Annotated in this window: 17 protein-coding genes and 1 riboswitch; all 17 genes read right to left on the bottom strand. The window is 46.8% G+C overall.

Annotation, left to right across the window (positions count from 1 at the left end; translation table 11 throughout):
* Positions 1 to 5: 5 nt before the first annotated feature.
* Positions 6 to 1,307: an ABC transporter permease gene (locus SWOO_RS20880; RefSeq protein WP_012326656.1), complete on the bottom strand. Its 1,302-nt coding sequence runs from the start codon at positions 1,305 to 1,307 to the stop codon at positions 6 to 8.
* Positions 1,308 to 1,318: 11 nt separating this feature from the next.
* Entirely contained in the window at positions 1,319 to 2,080 is a 762-nt protein-coding gene (locus SWOO_RS20885; protein ID WP_012326657.1) for an ABC transporter ATP-binding protein, read from the bottom strand.
* A gap of 109 nt (positions 2,081 to 2,189) precedes the next feature.
* On the bottom strand, positions 2,190 to 2,486 hold the full coding sequence (locus SWOO_RS20890) for a hypothetical protein (RefSeq protein ID WP_012326658.1): 297 nt from the start codon (positions 2,484 to 2,486) through the stop codon (positions 2,190 to 2,192).
* Between the two features lie 10 nt (positions 2,487 to 2,496).
* On the bottom strand, positions 2,497 to 3,759 hold the full coding sequence (locus tag SWOO_RS20895) for an efflux RND transporter periplasmic adaptor subunit (protein ID WP_012326659.1): 1,263 nt from the start codon (positions 3,757 to 3,759) through the stop codon (positions 2,497 to 2,499).
* Between the two features lie 334 nt (positions 3,760 to 4,093).
* Positions 4,094 to 4,579, bottom strand: coding sequence for a DUF6691 family protein (locus tag SWOO_RS20900; protein ID WP_012326660.1), 486 nt, complete (start codon positions 4,577 to 4,579; stop codon positions 4,094 to 4,096).
* Between the two features lie 45 nt (positions 4,580 to 4,624).
* Positions 4,625 to 5,056 carry a YeeE/YedE family protein gene (locus SWOO_RS20905; RefSeq protein ID WP_012326661.1) on the bottom strand — a complete coding sequence of 144 codons (432 nt, stop codon included), beginning with the start codon at positions 5,054 to 5,056 and terminating at the stop codon, positions 4,625 to 4,627.
* Positions 5,053 to 6,699 (bottom strand): FAD-dependent oxidoreductase, encoded by a 1,647-nt coding sequence (locus tag SWOO_RS20910; RefSeq protein ID WP_012326662.1) that lies wholly within the window; start codon positions 6,697 to 6,699, stop codon positions 5,053 to 5,055. The genes SWOO_RS20905 and SWOO_RS20910 overlap by 4 nt, the downstream gene beginning before the upstream one ends.
* A gap of 307 nt (positions 6,700 to 7,006) precedes the next feature.
* Positions 7,007 to 7,390: an MAPEG family protein gene (locus tag SWOO_RS20915; protein ID WP_012326663.1), complete on the bottom strand. Its 384-nt coding sequence runs from the start codon at positions 7,388 to 7,390 to the stop codon at positions 7,007 to 7,009.
* 230 nt (positions 7,391 to 7,620) lie between these two features.
* On the bottom strand, positions 7,621 to 8,451 hold the full coding sequence (locus SWOO_RS20920) for a cobalamin-binding protein (RefSeq protein WP_012326664.1): 831 nt from the start codon (positions 8,449 to 8,451) through the stop codon (positions 7,621 to 7,623).
* A 556-nt stretch (positions 8,452 to 9,007) separates the two neighbouring features.
* On the bottom strand, positions 9,008 to 9,658 hold the full coding sequence (gene cobO / locus SWOO_RS20930; RefSeq protein ID WP_012326665.1) for a cob(I)yrinic acid a,c-diamide adenosyltransferase: 651 nt from the start codon (positions 9,656 to 9,658) through the stop codon (positions 9,008 to 9,010).
* Between the two features lie 59 nt (positions 9,659 to 9,717).
* Complete coding sequence (locus SWOO_RS20935) at positions 9,718 to 11,301, bottom strand: cobyric acid synthase (RefSeq protein ID WP_012326666.1); 1,584 nt, start codon at positions 11,299 to 11,301, stop codon at positions 9,718 to 9,720.
* Between the two features lie 5 nt (positions 11,302 to 11,306).
* Positions 11,307 to 11,849 (bottom strand): bifunctional adenosylcobinamide kinase/adenosylcobinamide-phosphate guanylyltransferase, encoded by a 543-nt coding sequence (gene cobU / locus SWOO_RS20940; RefSeq protein ID WP_012326667.1) that lies wholly within the window; start codon positions 11,847 to 11,849, stop codon positions 11,307 to 11,309.
* Positions 11,846 to 12,619 (bottom strand): adenosylcobinamide-GDP ribazoletransferase, encoded by a 774-nt coding sequence (locus SWOO_RS20945; RefSeq protein ID WP_012326668.1) that lies wholly within the window; start codon positions 12,617 to 12,619, stop codon positions 11,846 to 11,848. Before SWOO_RS20945 ends, cobU begins: the two co-directional genes overlap by 4 nt.
* 106 nt (positions 12,620 to 12,725) lie before the next feature.
* Entirely contained in the window at positions 12,726 to 13,766 is a 1,041-nt protein-coding gene (gene cobT / locus SWOO_RS20950) for a nicotinate-nucleotide--dimethylbenzimidazole phosphoribosyltransferase (protein WP_012326669.1), read from the bottom strand.
* A gap of 204 nt (positions 13,767 to 13,970) precedes the next feature.
* Positions 13,971 to 15,008, bottom strand: coding sequence for a FecCD family ABC transporter permease (locus SWOO_RS20955; RefSeq protein ID WP_012326670.1), 1,038 nt, complete (start codon positions 15,006 to 15,008; stop codon positions 13,971 to 13,973).
* On the bottom strand, positions 14,992 to 15,831 hold the full coding sequence (locus SWOO_RS20960) for an ABC transporter ATP-binding protein (RefSeq protein WP_012326671.1): 840 nt from the start codon (positions 15,829 to 15,831) through the stop codon (positions 14,992 to 14,994). The genes SWOO_RS20955 and SWOO_RS20960 overlap by 17 nt, the downstream gene beginning before the upstream one ends.
* Before the next feature lie 164 nt (positions 15,832 to 15,995).
* Positions 15,996 to 16,197, bottom strand: a riboswitch (cobalamin riboswitch).
* A gap of 150 nt (positions 16,198 to 16,347) precedes the next feature.
* Positions 16,348 to 17,085: a histidine phosphatase family protein gene (locus SWOO_RS20965; protein WP_229377257.1), complete on the bottom strand. Its 738-nt coding sequence runs from the start codon at positions 17,083 to 17,085 to the stop codon at positions 16,348 to 16,350.
* Positions 17,086 to 17,332 lie beyond the last annotated feature (247 nt).

Here is a 17,332-nt window from a genome sequence, read left to right on the forward strand (position 1 = left end):
TTTGTCTACTGACTCTTCAGGTGAACACTGGGGTTGGTAGAGCAGATCCGCCAAGCGGGATAAAGCCCTGCAATCAATGCACTCGCAATAGCCACACCAGGGGCTAGCACCCACATACTCATTCCAAGTTGAGTTAATGCTTCTTCAAGTTTGAAGTGCGCTGACAAAATCGATAACGAGCCCCAAGCCCAAAGTAAACCAATCACGCCACCAAAAAAGCCAATCACTCCCACCTCTACCATATGCTGGGCAAAGATTTGTGCTCTGCTAGCACCAATAGCGCGGCGAACCCCGACCTCTGGGGCACGTTTAAGGAACTTGGCCAACAGTAGGCCTAACATATTGACTAAACAGACAATTAAGAACAGTACGCTTAGACCTACCAATACCTTATTATCTTCAGGCACAACGTTGTTGACCTTAAGCCAAGTGGCCACATCAGAGAGGTCAGCTTTAGCTTCAGGCATCTCAAAACGGCCAATCAGTTTTTGCTGCTCGATATAGTTGCTAAGCCAGAGCTGATACTCTTTTACCTGCTCAGGGGTATTAAGCTCGACCCAGTATTGGTTCCAGTGAGTTTCTGAAGCAAGTCTGTCGGCATAGGTCACAATATCTTCGCGCTTCCAACTTTGGTTATTACCCCAACTCTCAAACTCCTCAATAGGCGCTAGAGAAAAGGGAACGAACATACGCTCAGCATCATTAAAAGCGCCGTTGTTAACGTCGTAATATTTAGGACTTGGGTTCCAGTACTTGATCACCCCTACAATCTGGTAGGGCTTCTGGTTAAGATAGATAGTGCGGCCAACACTGTTTTCACCGCCAAATACCTCTTTGTTAAGATCTTCTCGGATCACCACTTGATAGGCGGGATCGATATCGACCTGCTTACCCCAACTGCTACCGTAAAGAAACTCCACAGAGAACAGGCCAAAGAAATCACTATCTGCTACACGTGCACCCTCTAGGATGGGCACGAAATTGTCATCGTCAGTTTGTACTGCCATCCCAGTTCGAAACATAGGGCTTTGGCGGGTAGCAATACTGTTTTTTCGCAGATTAAAACTATCTTGATAGGTTATCTGTTCATTGATCTCCTCCCAAGAGTCGAGCCCTTGGCTCATCAAGCGCACCTCATACAGCTGGCTTGAACGATCACCAGCTGGATTGATGTTGGCCATCTGATAGATATTTAGGCTAGTGATAGTAGTGCCGATACCGATAGAGATCGCCAGTACCATCAACAGAGACAATAGCGGCGTTTTTTTAATGCTGCGCCAGGCTAAATCGAGATAATAGAAAAACATAGCCTCTCTCCTTATCCTGCAACTTGTTCAGTTTGAGCTTGCTGTCCATCACTAGCCGAATCTGTTTCAGACACCAAATGAGGCTTCTCAGCACCGCCTTGATACATGGTAAAATCACATACTTGGCCATCGACAATCTGGATGTTTCGCTGCGCACGACGAGCCAGTTCAGGGTCATGGGTTACCATAATAATCGTGGTTCCCGCCTTATTGATCTCCTCAAGCAACTCCATCACCTGACGTGCCATCATGCTGTCTAAGTTACCCGTTGGCTCATCGGCCAATAGAAACCTTGGCTCTCCCGCCAGCGCACGAGCAATAGCCACACGCTGCTGCTGACCACCGGAAAGTTGTGACGGCAGATGCTTCATTCGTGCAGCCAGTCCAACCTGCTCCAGTGCATGTTGCACACGACGTTTACGCTCGGCGGCATTAAAGCCACGATAGCGCAGTGGTACCTCAACATTCTCAGCAAGATTTAGATCAGGAATTAAGTTAAAGCCCTGAAAGATAAAACCTATCTTCTCGTTTCGAATCGCTGCACTCTTGTTATCACTCAAGTTAGAGATATTCACGCCATCAAGAAAGTAATCACCATGGGTAAAACCTTCAAGCAGACCTGCAATATTGAGAAAGGTCGTTTTACCTGATCCCGATGGCCCAGTTACCGCCACAAACTCTCCCTCATTCACCTCTAAATTAAAATCTCGTAGCGCATGGGTCTCTACTAAATCCGTTTTAAATACTTTACTGATACTTTTCATCGATAACATTTTAATATTCCCTGTTTTTATTCTTTAATTTGTTTTAGCCCTTGGCAAAAGCAGTTCTAGCTGTGAAGTACTTGAAAACTCTCTCCCGGCTATAGCCGGTACTACAGGCTTAGCAAAAAATGAACTCCACCAAAGCCTTCACCACACTCCAAACCATCTCGCGTAAATGCTCTAATCCACCAGCAACACTGCTGCCCACATTGGAGACATCATGAACGGACACATTCATCGGTGCCGTAACCTCCAACACATTTAAACCAAACACAAACCAGTCTTCGACGCTCTGAGTTGAAATCTGCACCGCAACCAACAAGATTAACAATGCACTCACTGTGATCACTTTTTGTGGGCTAAGCGCTCTCTCTTGGGGAAGTTGCATCTCTACTTTTTGCTGTAATCTATTCATCTTGCTCTCCTTAGCGAACCAAAACTTGCTGAGCTTGATTGAAGGGCTGAACGCTTGAAATGACCCATATATCGCCAGCCTTACCACCCTGTAGTACCTCGATATGGCTCATGCTGCGGGCCCCCAGTTGGATCTCTGTCTGCTCAGCGATATCGCCATTCATGGTGTACACCTCTCGACCACCACCGGTTGATACAAATGCCCCACGCTTCACCATCAAAACGTTAGGTCTATTTTCGAGTAATACTCGTGCTGATAATCTTTGATTTTGACGAAGGTGCAAACGGTCATCTTGCTCAAAACGGACACGGGCAGTAACCTCACGATTTCTTACCTCAGGAGAGATAGAGGAGAGCTCCCCCATCAAGGTCAGTTCACCAAATTTCAACTCAACATCCATGCCTAAACCAAGTTCATCAGCGTAAGATTCTGGTACCGCTAACTCAGCTTCAAAAGCACTTAAATCCACCACAGTTAAGATAGGTTGACTCTGACCAATACGCGCTTTCTGCTCTGTTAACCAGTTACCGATAATGCCGCCAACCGGTGCTTTAATATTCAGTGCTGCAACTTGACGCTCAAGCTCACTCACCACTAACTTCTGACGGTTAACCTCTGAAGCCTTATTTTTAATCTCAAACGCTAAGGTATCGCGAGTCAACTCAGCTTCTTGCTGTGCATGGGCAGATAGTAACTTGGCCTTATGCAGATCATCTTTACCCTTCTCGAAATCGATCTTTGAGATAAGTTTATTCTCAATTAACTCATCACCACGACGACTCTCTCTGTCTGCGGCCTCAAGGTCGACCTTAGCCATATCGAGAGTCTGCTGCGCTTTTAACTGCTCTCGACGAGCGTCAAGACGGGCACGCTCCAATGAGCTCTGCATCCCCTCAAGCAAGGCTTCCTGCTGCTTAAGACTGTTCGTTAACTGATGGCTTTCGATAGTTGCCACCACATCCCCTAACTCAACTTTATCACCGGGTTTTGCCAGTAACGTCACCGTACCTTGATCAGTGCTGTAGAGGATTGGCGCATTGGCCGCGACAATTTTACCTGTGGTGGCAATATCCCGCGTTAAAGTCCCCTGCTCTAAGGTCGCAAATCTTAAGTCACTACGACTAATCGACTCACTGACATTACTGCCACCAACACTTGACCAAACCAGACCTGAAACCAAAAGTGCTGCGGCAGTTGCAATTAAAGGCCACTTAAGCCTGCTAGCTTTGCTTGCCTGTACCACAGTGTCCTGTCCGCTAGTATCCTGAATCATCTTCCTGTCCTGTCCGTTTGGTAAGTGTTTATCGCTCATCTAACTTGATTAATACAAGCTATGTGCCAAAAACAACTTAACAATAAAAATCAATATGATAGAAAAGCATAAAGGATAGGTAATTAAGAAAGTGTCCGCAGATAGACAGAGAATGTGTCCGATCTTCTACTCATATCAGTAGAAAGTGTCCGATCTATTCTCATATGGGAAAATAAAGTGTCCGCAGGCCAAATACTTGGGCGGACACATTACATCATTCACGTTATGAAGCAGTGACTTTAAAGAGGGGAAAAACTATCTAAAAATGTCGCTCAGCGCATCACTCAAGATCAAGCTATGCTTGGGCTTGAGTCCCTAAGTAGTTTTGGCTCAGCTTACCAATATAAAGTCCAGTTATCATGGAGATCATAAATAGCCCTAGGCTGATATCTAAGCTGCCAAGATTCACCAGAGCAGGTCCCGGACAGATCCCTGCTATTCCCCAACCTAAGCCGAAGATCCCAGCGCCAAATATCAACTGACCATCAGGCTTTTTTACTTCAGGCAGGTGATACTGACTATCACAGACAGGCCCAGAGCTATGCGTAGAGTTTGCGCAGGCTCTAGGTTTAACCCTTGGCTTAACATAGAGATGAAACACAGGTATATAAACCGATAGCGCACCAGCCATCACCAACATTAGCGAGGGATCCCAGCTACCATCGAGCAGACCCTTAAGGTCGAGAAAACCGATAACCTTCACTGGCTCTGCCATGCCGGAGAGCAATAAACCTGCACCAAACAGCAATCCTGATAGAGATGCAATCCACTTATTATTCATTTTTTTTACTCCAAAAACGACAAGAGTGATTAATATCATTTGATACTAATGGATTAAAACAGCAGCAAGCATGCCGGTTAACATAAATACCCCAGTCGCAATAACTGAGCGGGGAGATAACCTGCCGATGCCGCAGATCCCATGACCACTGGTACAGCCAGAACCTATGTTACTGCCAAGCCCCACCAGCAAGCCCCCTATGATTAACAAGGGAGTGGAAACCTGATTAAATTGAGGTTGATTATGTGATGATGAGCCTGAAAGCAACGCATAAACAAAGCCCGCTGAGACTAAGCCAAACAGAAAAAACCACTGCCAAGCTAAGCCGGTTTCTTTATCACTACTAGCCCTCTCCTTGGGCAAGAGAGCCGAAGATAAAATGCCACTGATCCCTGCAATTCGACCATTAAAGATCATCAAACCAATTGCGGCTAGACCGATTAAACTCCCACCTAAAAACGACATTAATAGACTCATGCAGTCACCGCCTGATAGGTCTTAAACCCACCGCTTAAGTTTCTGACCTTAAAACCATGATTAACCAACATCCGATAAGCTACATGCCCTCGTAATCCCACCTGACAGAAAACTAATACTTCCCTATCTCGGGGCAGTTCATTGAGCCTCTCCCTAAGTTGATCCAGTGGAATGTTTATCGCTCCCGCTATTGAACCCGCTTTAAGCAATTCGCCAGGATTTCTAACATCGAGCAAGACTTGGCTGTCATCACGAGCATCAATATCTGCGCTGTGACATAAGCATGTCTCGCCTTTCAAGCTATTAGTGGCGACAAAGCCAGCCTGATTAAGCAGATCCTTGGCCGAGCCATAGGGCGGTGCGTAGGTCAACTCCATCTCTTGCAGATCATAAACAGTTAATCCCGCTCTTATGGCCACAGCCAACACATCGATTCGCTTATCGACTCCATCGCGTCCCAATGCCTGAGCCCCTAAAATTTTGCCGTTATCTGTGTTAAACAAAAGCTTTAATGAGATAGGGTGCGCACCAGGGAAATAGCTCGCATGACTCGCGCCATGCAGATAAACTTTATCGAAAGGTATCTCTGTTTTAGCAAGGCGCTTTTCACTCAGCCCTGTACTGGCAATCGCTAAGTCAAAAACTCGACAGATAGCCGTTCCTTGGGTCTTTTTATAGCTAGCGCTGCCACCGAAGATATTATTTGCAGCGATACGGCCTTGCCTGTTTGCTGGGCCTGCCAGTGGCACTAGGCACTTTTCACCTGTTAATAGATCAAACTCCTCGACCGCATCCCCCACCGCATAGATATCGGCATCACTGGTTCGCATCATCTCGTCAACAATGATCCCACCCAGCTCACCGATGACCAGCCCAGCATCTACAGCTAAACGGGTCTCAGGTTTGACGCCAATAGCGCAGATTAATAGCTCTGTATCAAGAGACTCACCATTGCTTAAGAAGAGGCTCAATCCTGAGCTTGTCTGTTCGACACTAGCAAGGCCAGTATTAAGTCGCAGATCAATCCCTTTCGCTAGAATCTCGCTGTGGAGCATATTCGCCATCTCTATATCCACAGGCGCCATCACCTGATTCGAGAGCTCCAGCAGGGTCACCTCAATATTAAGAGCATGAAAAGACTCCATCATCTCAAGGCCGATAAAGCCGCCCCCTACAACCGTGACATGGCGAGGCCTGCTTTGTTTAACACTGGCTAAGATCCTATCCATATCAGGGATATTGCGTAGCGAGAAAGTAAGCGGTGTATTTAAACCTGGGATAGGTGGCGTGATTGGCGCAGCTCCAGGAGATAAAAGAAGTGCATCGTAACTTTCACTGTATTGCTCACCGGTAATCAGATTCTTCACCAATAGGGTTTTAGCGACTTTATCGATGGCAATCACCTCCTGCTGTACGCGCACATCGACATTAAAACGGGACTTAAAGCTAGCGGGCGTTTGCAGAATAAGCGCGCTGCGTTCAGGGATCTCACCACTGATATGATAGGGAAGACCACAATTAGCAAAAGAGACAAATTCACCACGCTCAAACATGATGATCTCAGCCTCCTCATTCAAGCGCCTTGCACGAGCCGCTGCCGATGCACCACCAGCTACACCACCAATAATCAGTAACTTCTTCATCTTCAACCTCAAGCTTTTAGAATATGGATGCAGTCTATTATATTTTTAAGTACATTAGAATTTTTTTTATTAAAAAAATCTAATGTAACAGTTGTAACATAAGAAAAACTAAAGGATTCATATTGTAGAGTGGAGATAAAGCCTGAATAATACCAATCGGTATTAGCCTAGAACAGACTCATAAGTCGTAAAAATATAGAGAGCGCTTGTTCAAAGTAGAACTGTACCGAAAATTGAAGAGAAGTATGTGTAGCTAAGCTCGCAGCTAGAGTTTCGAAACTCGAAACTCTTAGCCTTTAACCTCCAACTAGAACGCCTGACAGAAGATAGTGAAGGAGGAGATGATGGCAACAAACCAGCTTAAAGATCGCAATGTGCCTTTGTCGATAAGGTATAACACTTGATAGGCGATGCGAGCTATCACATGCACGATAGCAAAGATCACAGCGGTCTCATTAACACTATTTGTCGCTATCACGGTCACCACCGCAAGTCCAAAAATCAACAAAGATTCAAATGCATTTTGATGTCCAGCCACTGCCCGAGCACCGAAACCAGTTAACTTTGACTGTTGATCTCTCGGGTGAGCATTATCATAGCCACCGGCTTTTGCCATCGCTACAGCAACGGGGCCTTTCGCCAGATAGGGCAACAACATAGCAATAAACAGACAAATAAGTAGGGTTGTCATAGGGTAGAGATCCTTTAATTAGTTAAAAATAACTATGAGTAGCGAGTTGCTAGCTAGAGACACAGCCAAGAAAGCTGCGAGTTACGAGTCAAAGCCGGCTCCTGAGGTAAACTCAGTATGACGGCATCAACACCTGAGCCGTCATAGTGAACTTTGCTGTTGCTAAAGAGTTGTATCCATCTCTTATCTTTTAGCTCGTGACTCGAAACTCATATCTAATAACTAGCAGCTTATTTTCTCGCTTTATCTAAAGCTTCACACAGCGCATTAACCCCTAATAGTGCCCTAGGCGCCGCCCTATGTAAAAGATCGGCATTAAGCTGGTAGATATGTTGCTGTTTCACCGCAGGGATCTCCTGCCACTTGTTCCAGTCAACACCTAGCACATTGCCCTCATCTTGGCTCTGTAGGATCACTTCTGGCATCTTAAGCAATACACTCTCAAGGCTCACCTGGGGGTAATCACTGGCAGCATCAATATAGACATTATCACCATGGCAAACATCGATGATCTGTTGGATCCAGCTATTTTTAGCCACTGTCATCAAGGGGGTAGACCAGAGTTGATAGAACACTTTTACCTTCTGCTTAGCTAAGTTGTCCTTGCGTAGCTTAGCCAGCTGAGTAAGGTACTCATCACCAACCCTATTAGCTTGCGCCTTATTTCCGGTCAACTCACCCAAGGCTTTGAGCTCGTCGGCTACCGCCTCCAGTGTCTTAGGGTCGCTATCAAATACCTTAAACCCTAAGCTCTTAATCCGATCAATATCCTCTGCTTTATTGCCACTACCCCACACCAGAACCAGATCAGGGTTAAGCTCAATCACACGTTCAATTTGAACCCCGTGATAGCCGCCAATACGTGGGATATCAAGTGCAGCTGCAGGAAAGTCAGCATGATCTGTGGTGGCTACAATCGTCTCACCCGCACCTATGGCATAGAGCATCTCCACCGAATGAGGTGATAAAGCAATCACACGTTTCGCCGGCGCTGCAACCGCCACAGAAACAGATAAAAAACAGACCATGGCCACAAGCAGCCTTTTTACACTATGTTGCATCAACATCCCTTTTATATTTTGTTTTATATTCTGAGTTTTAGGACTCTAGATCGTTCGCAAGCTCACTGCTAGGCCGCTTCGCGGCTAGAGCGGACTTCGTCCTGCTATACAATCAAGAGCTAAAGAAACGGGTTCTAGGTTCTAGGTTCTAGGTTCTAGGTTCTTCAGACAATACACCACAGTTTTGACCCCGAAGAAATACAATTTCAAACTGATCGGGATAAGGGCTAAGCCGTCAAGCCCTTGCTTTACATAAAAAGTCAGCTCCTGAGCATATATCTCTTTATTACAAGCCGCTGAGGGCTCCTCACCCAAAAGCCGCTGAAGGCTCATGGATGGGGTGAGCCAGCATAGACAATAACGCCACAACAAAGAAAGCGAAGTACAAGGCGCCCCACAGCGAACGACGACGCAACACATTTTCGGCAGTATTTTTCAAAGTGATCGCCTCTGTGGCTAAGCAGTCAAGCTGGCTCAGCCCCTGAGCATACGACTAGTATGTGATGGGGTGAGCCAGCGTAGACAATAACGCCACAGTGGTGAGCAAGAAGAAAGATCAGTAGTCGAAGCCGGGCTGCGCTTTGATTCCGGCTTCAAACGCATGTTTGATCGGCTGCACCTCACTCACCGTATCCGCTAACTCGACAATGGCTCGATGACACGCTCTTCCCGTCACTATCACATGTTGCATCTTAGGCCTGTTTTTTAACGCTTCGACCACCCGCTCAACATCTAGGTAGTGATAACTTATCATGTAGGTAAGTTCATCGAGCATCAGGCAATCAATAGTCTCATCTTTGAGTAACTTCTCTGCCGCAGCCCAGGCACTTTCCGCGGCTTGAGTATCCTTTTCTCTGTCTTGGGTCTCCCAGGTAAAGCCTGTGCCCATCACATGAAAATCAACACCTGCTCCCTCAAGTAGAGTACGCTCACCACAGTCCCAGTTTCCCTTGATAAACTGAACAACGGCGGCTTTCTTACCATGGCCGACAGAGCGAGCTATGGTGCCGAAACCTGAAGTGGACTTCCCCTTACCATTACCCGTTAACACGAGCAATATGCCCTTCTCCTCTTGAGCGGCAGCAATTTTGGCATCTACCGTCTCTTTGACTCTCTGCTGCCTCTCTTTATGGCGCTGAGCTTTTCGCTCCTCCTGAGTCATCTCACTCTTATCTGTCATGTTCGACGTTCCGTTATTTTCTGTCATGGTATTTCCGTCAATTAGTTAATCACTTGAAGCCAAATACAGCGCTAAAGCTGGTAGCTTCACGATCTTAAAATCTCTTCTATCTTCTCTATATCTAAACTTTTCTCTAGCTGATCGGCAAACCGATTAAGTTGCTCCTCACGGATGGCATCGATATCCACCACTTGGGCATGATTCAATCCCGCCCATTTGAGGATAAGAGTGCAAGCCTGAGGCGAGTCAAACACACCATGAAGATAGGTGCCTAAAATTTGGTTGTCTTTAGTGAGCATGCCATCACTAAACTCTTCAGCTTCACTCTCAACGGTGAGGCTAAACGGAGAGTTTTGACTCAGATCAGGATTTAATATTTGGGACTCGCCACAATGGATCTCGTAGCCTTTCACTGCTGCCTGCTCCCCTAACAAAGAGAGCTCACCAGTGACCTGTCTTAACACCTTGTCTGGCTTAAGCTCTGTTACGAGTGAGAGGTAACCTAACCCTTCTGTATCACCCACCTCACCTTCAACCCCACTAGGATCGTCAATCATCAAGCCTAACATCTGATATCCGCCACAGATCCCCATCACCTTACCACCATACCTAAGATGTTTAGCCAGCGCGATATCCCAGCCCTGCTCACGCATGAAATCCAGATCAGCCCGAACATTTTTACTGCCCGGTAGTATGATCAGATCGGCTTGAGGTAGTTCTCCAGAAGTTAATGGAGATTGAGACAGAGTTTGCACTGAGACATAGTTAAACTCAATCTGCGGGTGCAACCTAAGGGGATCAAAATCGGTGTGATTACTGATGCGAGGAAAAACTAAAACAAGGACATTAAGCTTGCTGTTTTGGGATTTAACAGGCGATGCCACCAAGGCATCTTCAGCGTCCAAATGCAGATCATGTAAATAGGGCAACACACCTAACACAGGTTTATTCGTGTAGAACTCCAGCCAATCGAGTCCAGATTGCAGCAGTGCAATATCGCCGCGAAAACGGTTAATCACAAACCCTTTAACCCTAGCCTGCTCAGACTCAGAAAGCAGCGCGAGAGTGCCAACCATATGAGCAAACACACCACCTTTGTCGATATCAGCTATGATGATCACAGGGCAATCTACCGCTTCGGCAAAGCCCATATTAGCAATATCACCTTCACGCAGATTAATCTCAGCAGGGCTACCAGCACCCTCTACAAACAAAGTGTCATAACCTCTAGATAAACGCTCAAAGGAGTCGAGTACTGCCGACATCGCCTTGACTCGGTAGCCCCCCTTCTCTTTTATTCGCTCGCCATCTTGACCAAAAAAGGTCTTAGCTTCCATCTGATCTAAGGCTCGACCTTGCACGATAACTTGAGCACCCGTATCAGAACTGGGCTTGAGTAAAATAGGGTTAAAATCTGTGTGCAGAGGTAAACCACAGGCTATCGCTTGCAGCGCTTGGGCGCGGCCAATCTCACCACCATCGGCAGTAACCGCACTATTAAGCGCCATATTTTGTGGCTTGAAGGGAGCAACGTTAACACCGCGACGGGCAAACAAACGGCACAAACCTGCGACTAAGGTGCTTTTGCCGGCATCTGAAGTGGTACCCTGTACCATAAGCACTTGAGCTGGAACTGCTGTATCTGATTCAATCTTCTTTTTGGGGCTCATCTTATCTATCCCTTTAACCTCATGGGAAGTCCAGCTGTGACTAACACAACTTCGTCAGCAATCTTGGCGATATCCTGATGCAGCCAGCCAGCTTCATCGACAAAGCGGCGGCTTAACTCTCCCATAGGCACTATGCCACACCCTACCTCATTGCTCACTAAATAGACCTCTCCTGGTAGTGATGGCAGGGCTTGCAACAGCATAGTTTTGGCTTTACGCCAACGCTCTTCAGACTGAGTTTTTGGCTCAATGAGCAGATGATTGGTCAGCCAAAGCGTTAAACAGTCCACTACTATCACTCTGTTATCTCTAGCAATGGCTTTAAGTGTCTCCACCAGTTCAAAGGGCGTCTCATAGGTTAACCACTCAATACTGTCTTGCTCTCTATCGAGCTGATGTCTGGTGATCCTTTCATGCATCTCACTGTCCAGCGCCTGAGCAGTCGCGAGATAAACACATTCATATCCCTTTGCAGCAAGTGCCACAGCCGCTTGAGTAGCAAAACGGGTTTTGCCACTCCTGGCACCGCCTAAAATCAGATGGTTCACAGTGAGAACCCCAACAACATAAGGTAACAGGCTAACTCAGCAAGCTGTTGAGTCGCACCCAGAGTATCCCCTGTGTAGCCGCCAATTTGACGATGAAACAGATAGATAAGCCCCCAACGTAACAGCACAAGTCCGATAGCAATATAGAGGCCTCCACTTAATCCACTACACCAGAGCACAAGCACTGCTGTCGCCAGTAAAATCAATAACTCATTGACCGTTTGGTTCTGAGCCAGAGGTTTACTTTTACTAGAATCGTCATCGCGAACATAGGATTGGGAAAAGATAAGGCTCGCCGCCATCACTCGGCTCAAGGTGTGACCGACTATCAAAGCTGTCACGACTAAGTCAGGATTATAGAGCGCCAACTCACTGAGCAGAATGAACTTAAGCATGAGCCCCATCACCAGAGCAAGCGCCCCATAGGTGCCTATCCTTGAGTCTTTCATAATCTTAAGTTTATCAGCCACACTCCAGCCACCACCTAAACCATCGGCGGTATCGGCCAATCCATCTTCATGGAAGCCACCAGTCACGACTAATCCAGCGATCATGGCAAATATAATGCTGACTGAAACAGGGAGAAAACCGCGAGTTATCTCATAAACCAGCGCACAGATCCCCCCCACTAAAAGTCCAATCAGTCCAAAATAACGATTAGCTTTATTTAAACTTTCGCCATCGACCTTAACCCATGTCGGCATAGGAATGCGGGTAAAAAAGCCCATGGCGATAAAAAAAAGAGTCAGCTGTTGACGTAAAACATGCATATAAATATCCAGAAGAAAAGCAGTGTTAAGTCGAGAGTTAAAGATAAAGCTAAGACAGTATCGAGTCGCGAGTTAACGCTTTAGCTCGTAACTCTAAACTCGTCGCTTATATCTCTATACCCGCATCACTGAAGCTGGCCATCTCATTGTAAAAACCAGCAGCAGCTTGGATCATAGGTAGCGCTAGTGCGGCTCCGGTACCTTCACCTAATCTCATATCCAGTTTCAATAACGGACGTGCATGCAGGTGCTCCATCATCAGGCAGTGACCGCGTTCATCGGATTGATGACCAAAGATCATATAACCGCGCACATTAGGGTTTATCTTTACCGCTACCATGGCCGCAGCCGTGGCAATAAACCCATCAATCACCACTAGCATGCCTCTTTCGGCAGCCGCAAGCATGGCCCCTGTCATCTGCACGATTTCAAAGCCACCAAGGCAGGCCAAAATATTAAAGGGATCGGCAAGCTCTGACTCATGAACATGCAGAGCCTGTTCCACAAGCATCTGTTTACGCTTTAGGGTTGCCGCGTCGATCCCTGTGCCGCGCCCGACACAATCGATACTATCCATTTCCATTATGCATGCCATTATCGCAGCGGCAGAGGTGGTATTTCCTATGCCCATCTCACCTAGGGCGATTAAGTTACACCCAAGTTGATGATGATGCTCAATACGCGCTCGCGCCATCTCCATGCCTTGCTTTACCGCACCCAATGTCATTGCAGCTTGGCGGTGGATCGGCGCCGTTCCCGCCCCCAATCGTTGGTCGATAATCCCTTCAACCCCCTCCAAGGGTTGTAAAATTCCGCAATCAATCACTTCAAGTTCAAAGCCCACCTGACGGCAGAACACATTGATAGCCGCGCCGCCATTGATAAAGTTCATCACCATCTGGGTAGTCACTTCACTCGGCGCTATCGATACTCCGGCAGCAGCAATACCATGGTCGGCGGCAAATACCAGCAGCTTAGGATTCGATATCTTTGGCTTATCCTTACCTAGTACGCGAGCTATCTGTTTAGCCAGAAACTCAAGTTCACCAAGCGCCCCTAATGGTTTGGTCTTATTATCAATTCTACTCTGAATCTCATCATCAAACTCATGACTAATTGGCGCAATATCGAACCCAATGCCTAACATATTCCATACCCTGATTTAATTATTTAATCTTCTCACTATGCTCAAACCCTTTCAAAGTACTGAAATTTCAATCTAAAGAGGTTTAAGCGAGTAAGTCAAAAGTAGTACTTTAAACACGAACACTAAGAAAACATGAAAGCGTTGAGGCTGCAAGCCCCATAGACACTCTTTACCTAAATTCTTACGCGACTTACTGTTCGCTATCTATTTTTTTCGCCCTAAAATAGCCAGAAAGAAAACACTGCCGATCACAGCCGTAATAATGCCGATAGGCAGCTCTTGGTGACTCAATAGTGTCCGAGCCAACACATCGATCCAGATCATAAACAAGCCACCAAACAGCGCCGTCGTCAGCAGAGGAAAGTAGCCAGGAAATAGCATTCTGACCGTGTGTGGGATCATCAAACCCACAAAGCCAATTCCTCCACAGTTGGCCACTAAGATAGCGGTGATGAACGAGCACAGTAATAGCATCTGCAAGCGCAAACGAGCGACGTTAACACCTAATGTGTGGGCGGTTTCATCTCCAGCTCTCATGGCCATTATCTGGCGCTTAAATAACAGTATGATTACAGTAGAAAAGCTCACGACAGCAAAGGGAAGCAATAGGGTATCCCAACCCGCTTTTGCAAAACTGCCCAGACTCCAAAAAAGCACAGATGCTGCGGCCTGGGGGCTGGAGAAATAGAGCAGAAGGCTAGTGAGCGCCCCGAACATAAAGGAGATAGCTACGCCAGAAAGCAGCATGCGCTCAATCTGACTACTCATGGTGCGGCCACACAGACTCAGCACCATCAATACCGACAAACCAGCACCGATAAATGCCCCTAATGGCAAACTTAACCACTCGTAACGCTCGAACAGCCCTGAGCTAGAGAACAGCGTCAGCACCACCACTGCACCAAAGGAAGCACCCGAGGAGATCCCAAACAGATAGGGGTCCGCTAACGGGTTACGGGTCACGGTTTGTAACACACTACCAGCAATAGAGAGTCCCGCTCCCGCGGTAAAAGCCAGTAAAATCCGCGGAAACCTGAGTTCGATAATGATCCGCTCGGCAATGCCAGCTCCCTCTGAGACTCCCGAACCAAAAGCTTTATGTTCTAGTACACTCAACACGTCGACAAAGGAGAGATCCGCAGCGCCAAAACTCGCAGCAGCCACTAAGGAGACAAGCGAGATAATCAAGAGCGAGAGGTTGACCCAAACCTGATGTAGGCCAGACTTAACTGCCACTGTCATCTTGCCTCCCTTGCTTCTCTTTAATTGAGGAGTAGCCATAAAAATAGCTGATCTGAGGATTGGCATGTTGAGGATGCGGCTCGACTTTACAGCAGACACCGAACACGTCCCCAATTCGCTGCTCAGTTAACACCTCTACAGGTGCGCCATGGGAGATACACTTTCCTCCATCTAATAACAGCAACTGATCACACAGGGCACTGGCAAGATTTAGATCATGAATAGAGGTGATAACTGAAATATTAAGGCTTCGAAGCAGCTCTAAGATCTGTATCTGATAACGAATATCTAGATGATTGGTAGGCTCATCTAAAATCAGCAGTTTAGGTCGTTGCACTATCGCCCGGGCAATCAAGGCACGCTGCTTTTCACCACCGGAAAGGTGCTCATAAGCTTGCCCAGCTTTATGGGTCAACCCCACTTTTGCTAGCGCATCATTGATAACCTCTCTGTCTTTAGCTGTGGTTATCTCAAAAGGCCCCTTATGGGGAGTTAACCCAATAGCCACCAGCTGCGCTGTGGTCAGGTCAAAATGGTGTGGCGTGTCCTGGAGTACAACCGCTACTCGCTTAGCAAACTCCTTTGCTGATAGCGTTGCTATCTCGTCACCAAAAAGGGTAATTGCGCCTGAGCTTGGTTTGATATATCGGTAGAGACAGCGCAGCAGGCTGGATTTACCGGCACCATTGGGACCAATGATCCCTAACATCTCCCCTTTTGTTAGGCAGAAGTGGATACCGGATAAGATCTCACGCTCATCGGCATGCCAGCTTAAGTTATCGACCTTAAGTATTTCAGTCTCTTGAACAATTCGCTCTATCACTTAACGCCCCATGTGCATCTTGTGCGGCAAATTTCAGGCATGATAAACATCGAGATACGAAGGAACCCGAACTGGCTTAACTTATTGATGATGACGTGGCACTGCCAATTGGTGCAGTGAAAAAACAGCATTTGAAACGCCCCCTCGAGTTACCCGCTCGAGTTTTTTAGCGACAAAGTTAGGCAGGTATCCTGACTCATGGTTTAAAGAGGTACTCATGTCCTAGGTCCTAGGTTAGATCCTAACGACCTCTTTAAAACACATACAGTTGCGGGTACAGTTTGGGCCATTAATAGCTAAATGCTACTCCCCAATTCCCTTTTAAGGTTGAGTTCACTTTCAAGCGCTTTGTTGTACTCAGCACTTGCTCGCTCTCAACACCTCACTTTGCGGATCTGCCTCTGGGCATTCACTCTATCAGCAGCCAAGTTAAACAGATCCTAGATGGCGCTATTATGCCGTGTTTAATAGCTGAGTAAAACCGTAGCGATTGAATTTTCGAGTCTTATAGTTAATTCAATTGCCATTAGCACCCCAATGCAGTTTAGTGAATAGCTCCCCTTGAGCTGAGCTGTAAACGGTGATCTTCACCACGCAGGCATAATCCAGTGCAAGCTGGGTGTAAAAGCCTGCGACTCCTGTCGCACCTAATGCCTTAGACATTAGATGGCGGATCACACCACCATGGGTCACCAGTAGCAAGGTCTGCCCGCTGTACTGGCTTATTATCCTCTCCCACCCCTGATTTACTCTGGCCTCAAACTCCTGCATCGTCTCGCCATTAGGTGGCGTAAATGCCCAAGGGTTCTTCCAGTACATATCCAACACACTTGAGCTCTGCTGAAACAGTGTTTCTAGTGTCTCGCCGTCCCAGTCACCAAAGTCTATCTCTTTGAGCCCATCCTCCATCTTCAGCGGGATCCCCTTTTCAAGGTAGAGGCTTAAAGCAAATTCGCTACAGCGGCGCAGTGGAGAGCAGATCACCTGCTCAAACTCAATATCTAACCCAGCTAATTCTTGCTGCATCTGCTCCTTGCCAAGTTGACTCAAGGCCACATCGGTTTGGCCTCGTAATATATCACCACCTTCGCATTCACCATGACGCATCAGGTAAAGGCTGGTCGTTTTACCATTGCTCCAATCTTGCGTTTCACTTTCTTCCATCCATCGCCTCCGACATTCTCTTCCTTCCACACCTTCAATATCCACACCTTCAATATCCACACCTTCAATATCCACACCTTCAATATCCACACTGCCTAAGTTTGCAATCTATCCCCTCTTAGTCAAGCAATTCTAATCGGTATAGGATGGATACTCGACTATCACTAGACTCTGGTTTATTATGGACGTCTATACGTATAAACATCCAAAATAAAGTTCAGATAAAACCGCATACCAAACTAACTAAAATTGGTATAAAAACAGAGTAAACATCTGAAAGTATAGATTTATAATATAGGCACACGCTTGAGCCTGAGCAATTAAGTCGTTAAAACAG

The sequence above is a fragment of the Shewanella woodyi ATCC 51908 genome (assembly GCF_000019525.1).
GTDB classification, from domain to species: domain Bacteria; phylum Pseudomonadota; class Gammaproteobacteria; order Enterobacterales; family Shewanellaceae; genus Shewanella; species Shewanella woodyi.

Bases quoted from the DNA above. Each gene is read 5' to 3' on its own strand.
- SWOO_RS20880 (WP_012326656.1), bottom strand. From the start codon at position 1,307: ATGTTTTTCTATTATCTCGATTTAGCCTGGCGCAGCATTAAAAAAACG.
- SWOO_RS20885 (WP_012326657.1), bottom strand. From the start codon at position 2,080: ATGTTATCGATGAAAAGTATCAGTAAAGTATTTAAAACGGATTTAGTA.
- SWOO_RS20890 (WP_012326658.1), bottom strand. From the start codon at position 2,486: ATGAATAGATTACAGCAAAAAGTAGAGATGCAACTTCCCCAAGAGAGA.
- SWOO_RS20895 (WP_012326659.1), bottom strand. From the start codon at position 3,759: ATGATTCAGGATACTAGCGGACAGGACACTGTGGTACAGGCAAGCAAA.
- SWOO_RS20900 (WP_012326660.1), bottom strand. From the start codon at position 4,579: ATGAATAATAAGTGGATTGCATCTCTATCAGGATTGCTGTTTGGTGCA.
- SWOO_RS20905 (WP_012326661.1), bottom strand. From the start codon at position 5,056: ATGAGTCTATTAATGTCGTTTTTAGGTGGGAGTTTAATCGGTCTAGCC.
- SWOO_RS20910 (WP_012326662.1), bottom strand. From the start codon at position 6,699: ATGAAGAAGTTACTGATTATTGGTGGTGTAGCTGGTGGTGCATCGGCA.
- SWOO_RS20915 (WP_012326663.1), bottom strand. From the start codon at position 7,390: ATGACAACCCTACTTATTTGTCTGTTTATTGCTATGTTGTTGCCCTAT.
- SWOO_RS20920 (WP_012326664.1), bottom strand. From the start codon at position 8,451: ATGCAACATAGTGTAAAAAGGCTGCTTGTGGCCATGGTCTGTTTTTTA.
- cobO (WP_012326665.1), bottom strand. From the start codon at position 9,658: ATGACAGAAAATAACGGAACGTCGAACATGACAGATAAGAGTGAGATG.
- SWOO_RS20935 (WP_012326666.1), bottom strand. From the start codon at position 11,301: ATGAGCCCCAAAAAGAAGATTGAATCAGATACAGCAGTTCCAGCTCAA.
- SWOO_RS20945 (WP_012326668.1), bottom strand. From the start codon at position 12,619: ATGCATGTTTTACGTCAACAGCTGACTCTTTTTTTTATCGCCATGGGC.
- cobT (WP_012326669.1), bottom strand. From the start codon at position 13,766: ATGTTAGGCATTGGGTTCGATATTGCGCCAATTAGTCATGAGTTTGAT.
- SWOO_RS20955 (WP_012326670.1), bottom strand. From the start codon at position 15,008: ATGACAGTGGCAGTTAAGTCTGGCCTACATCAGGTTTGGGTCAACCTC.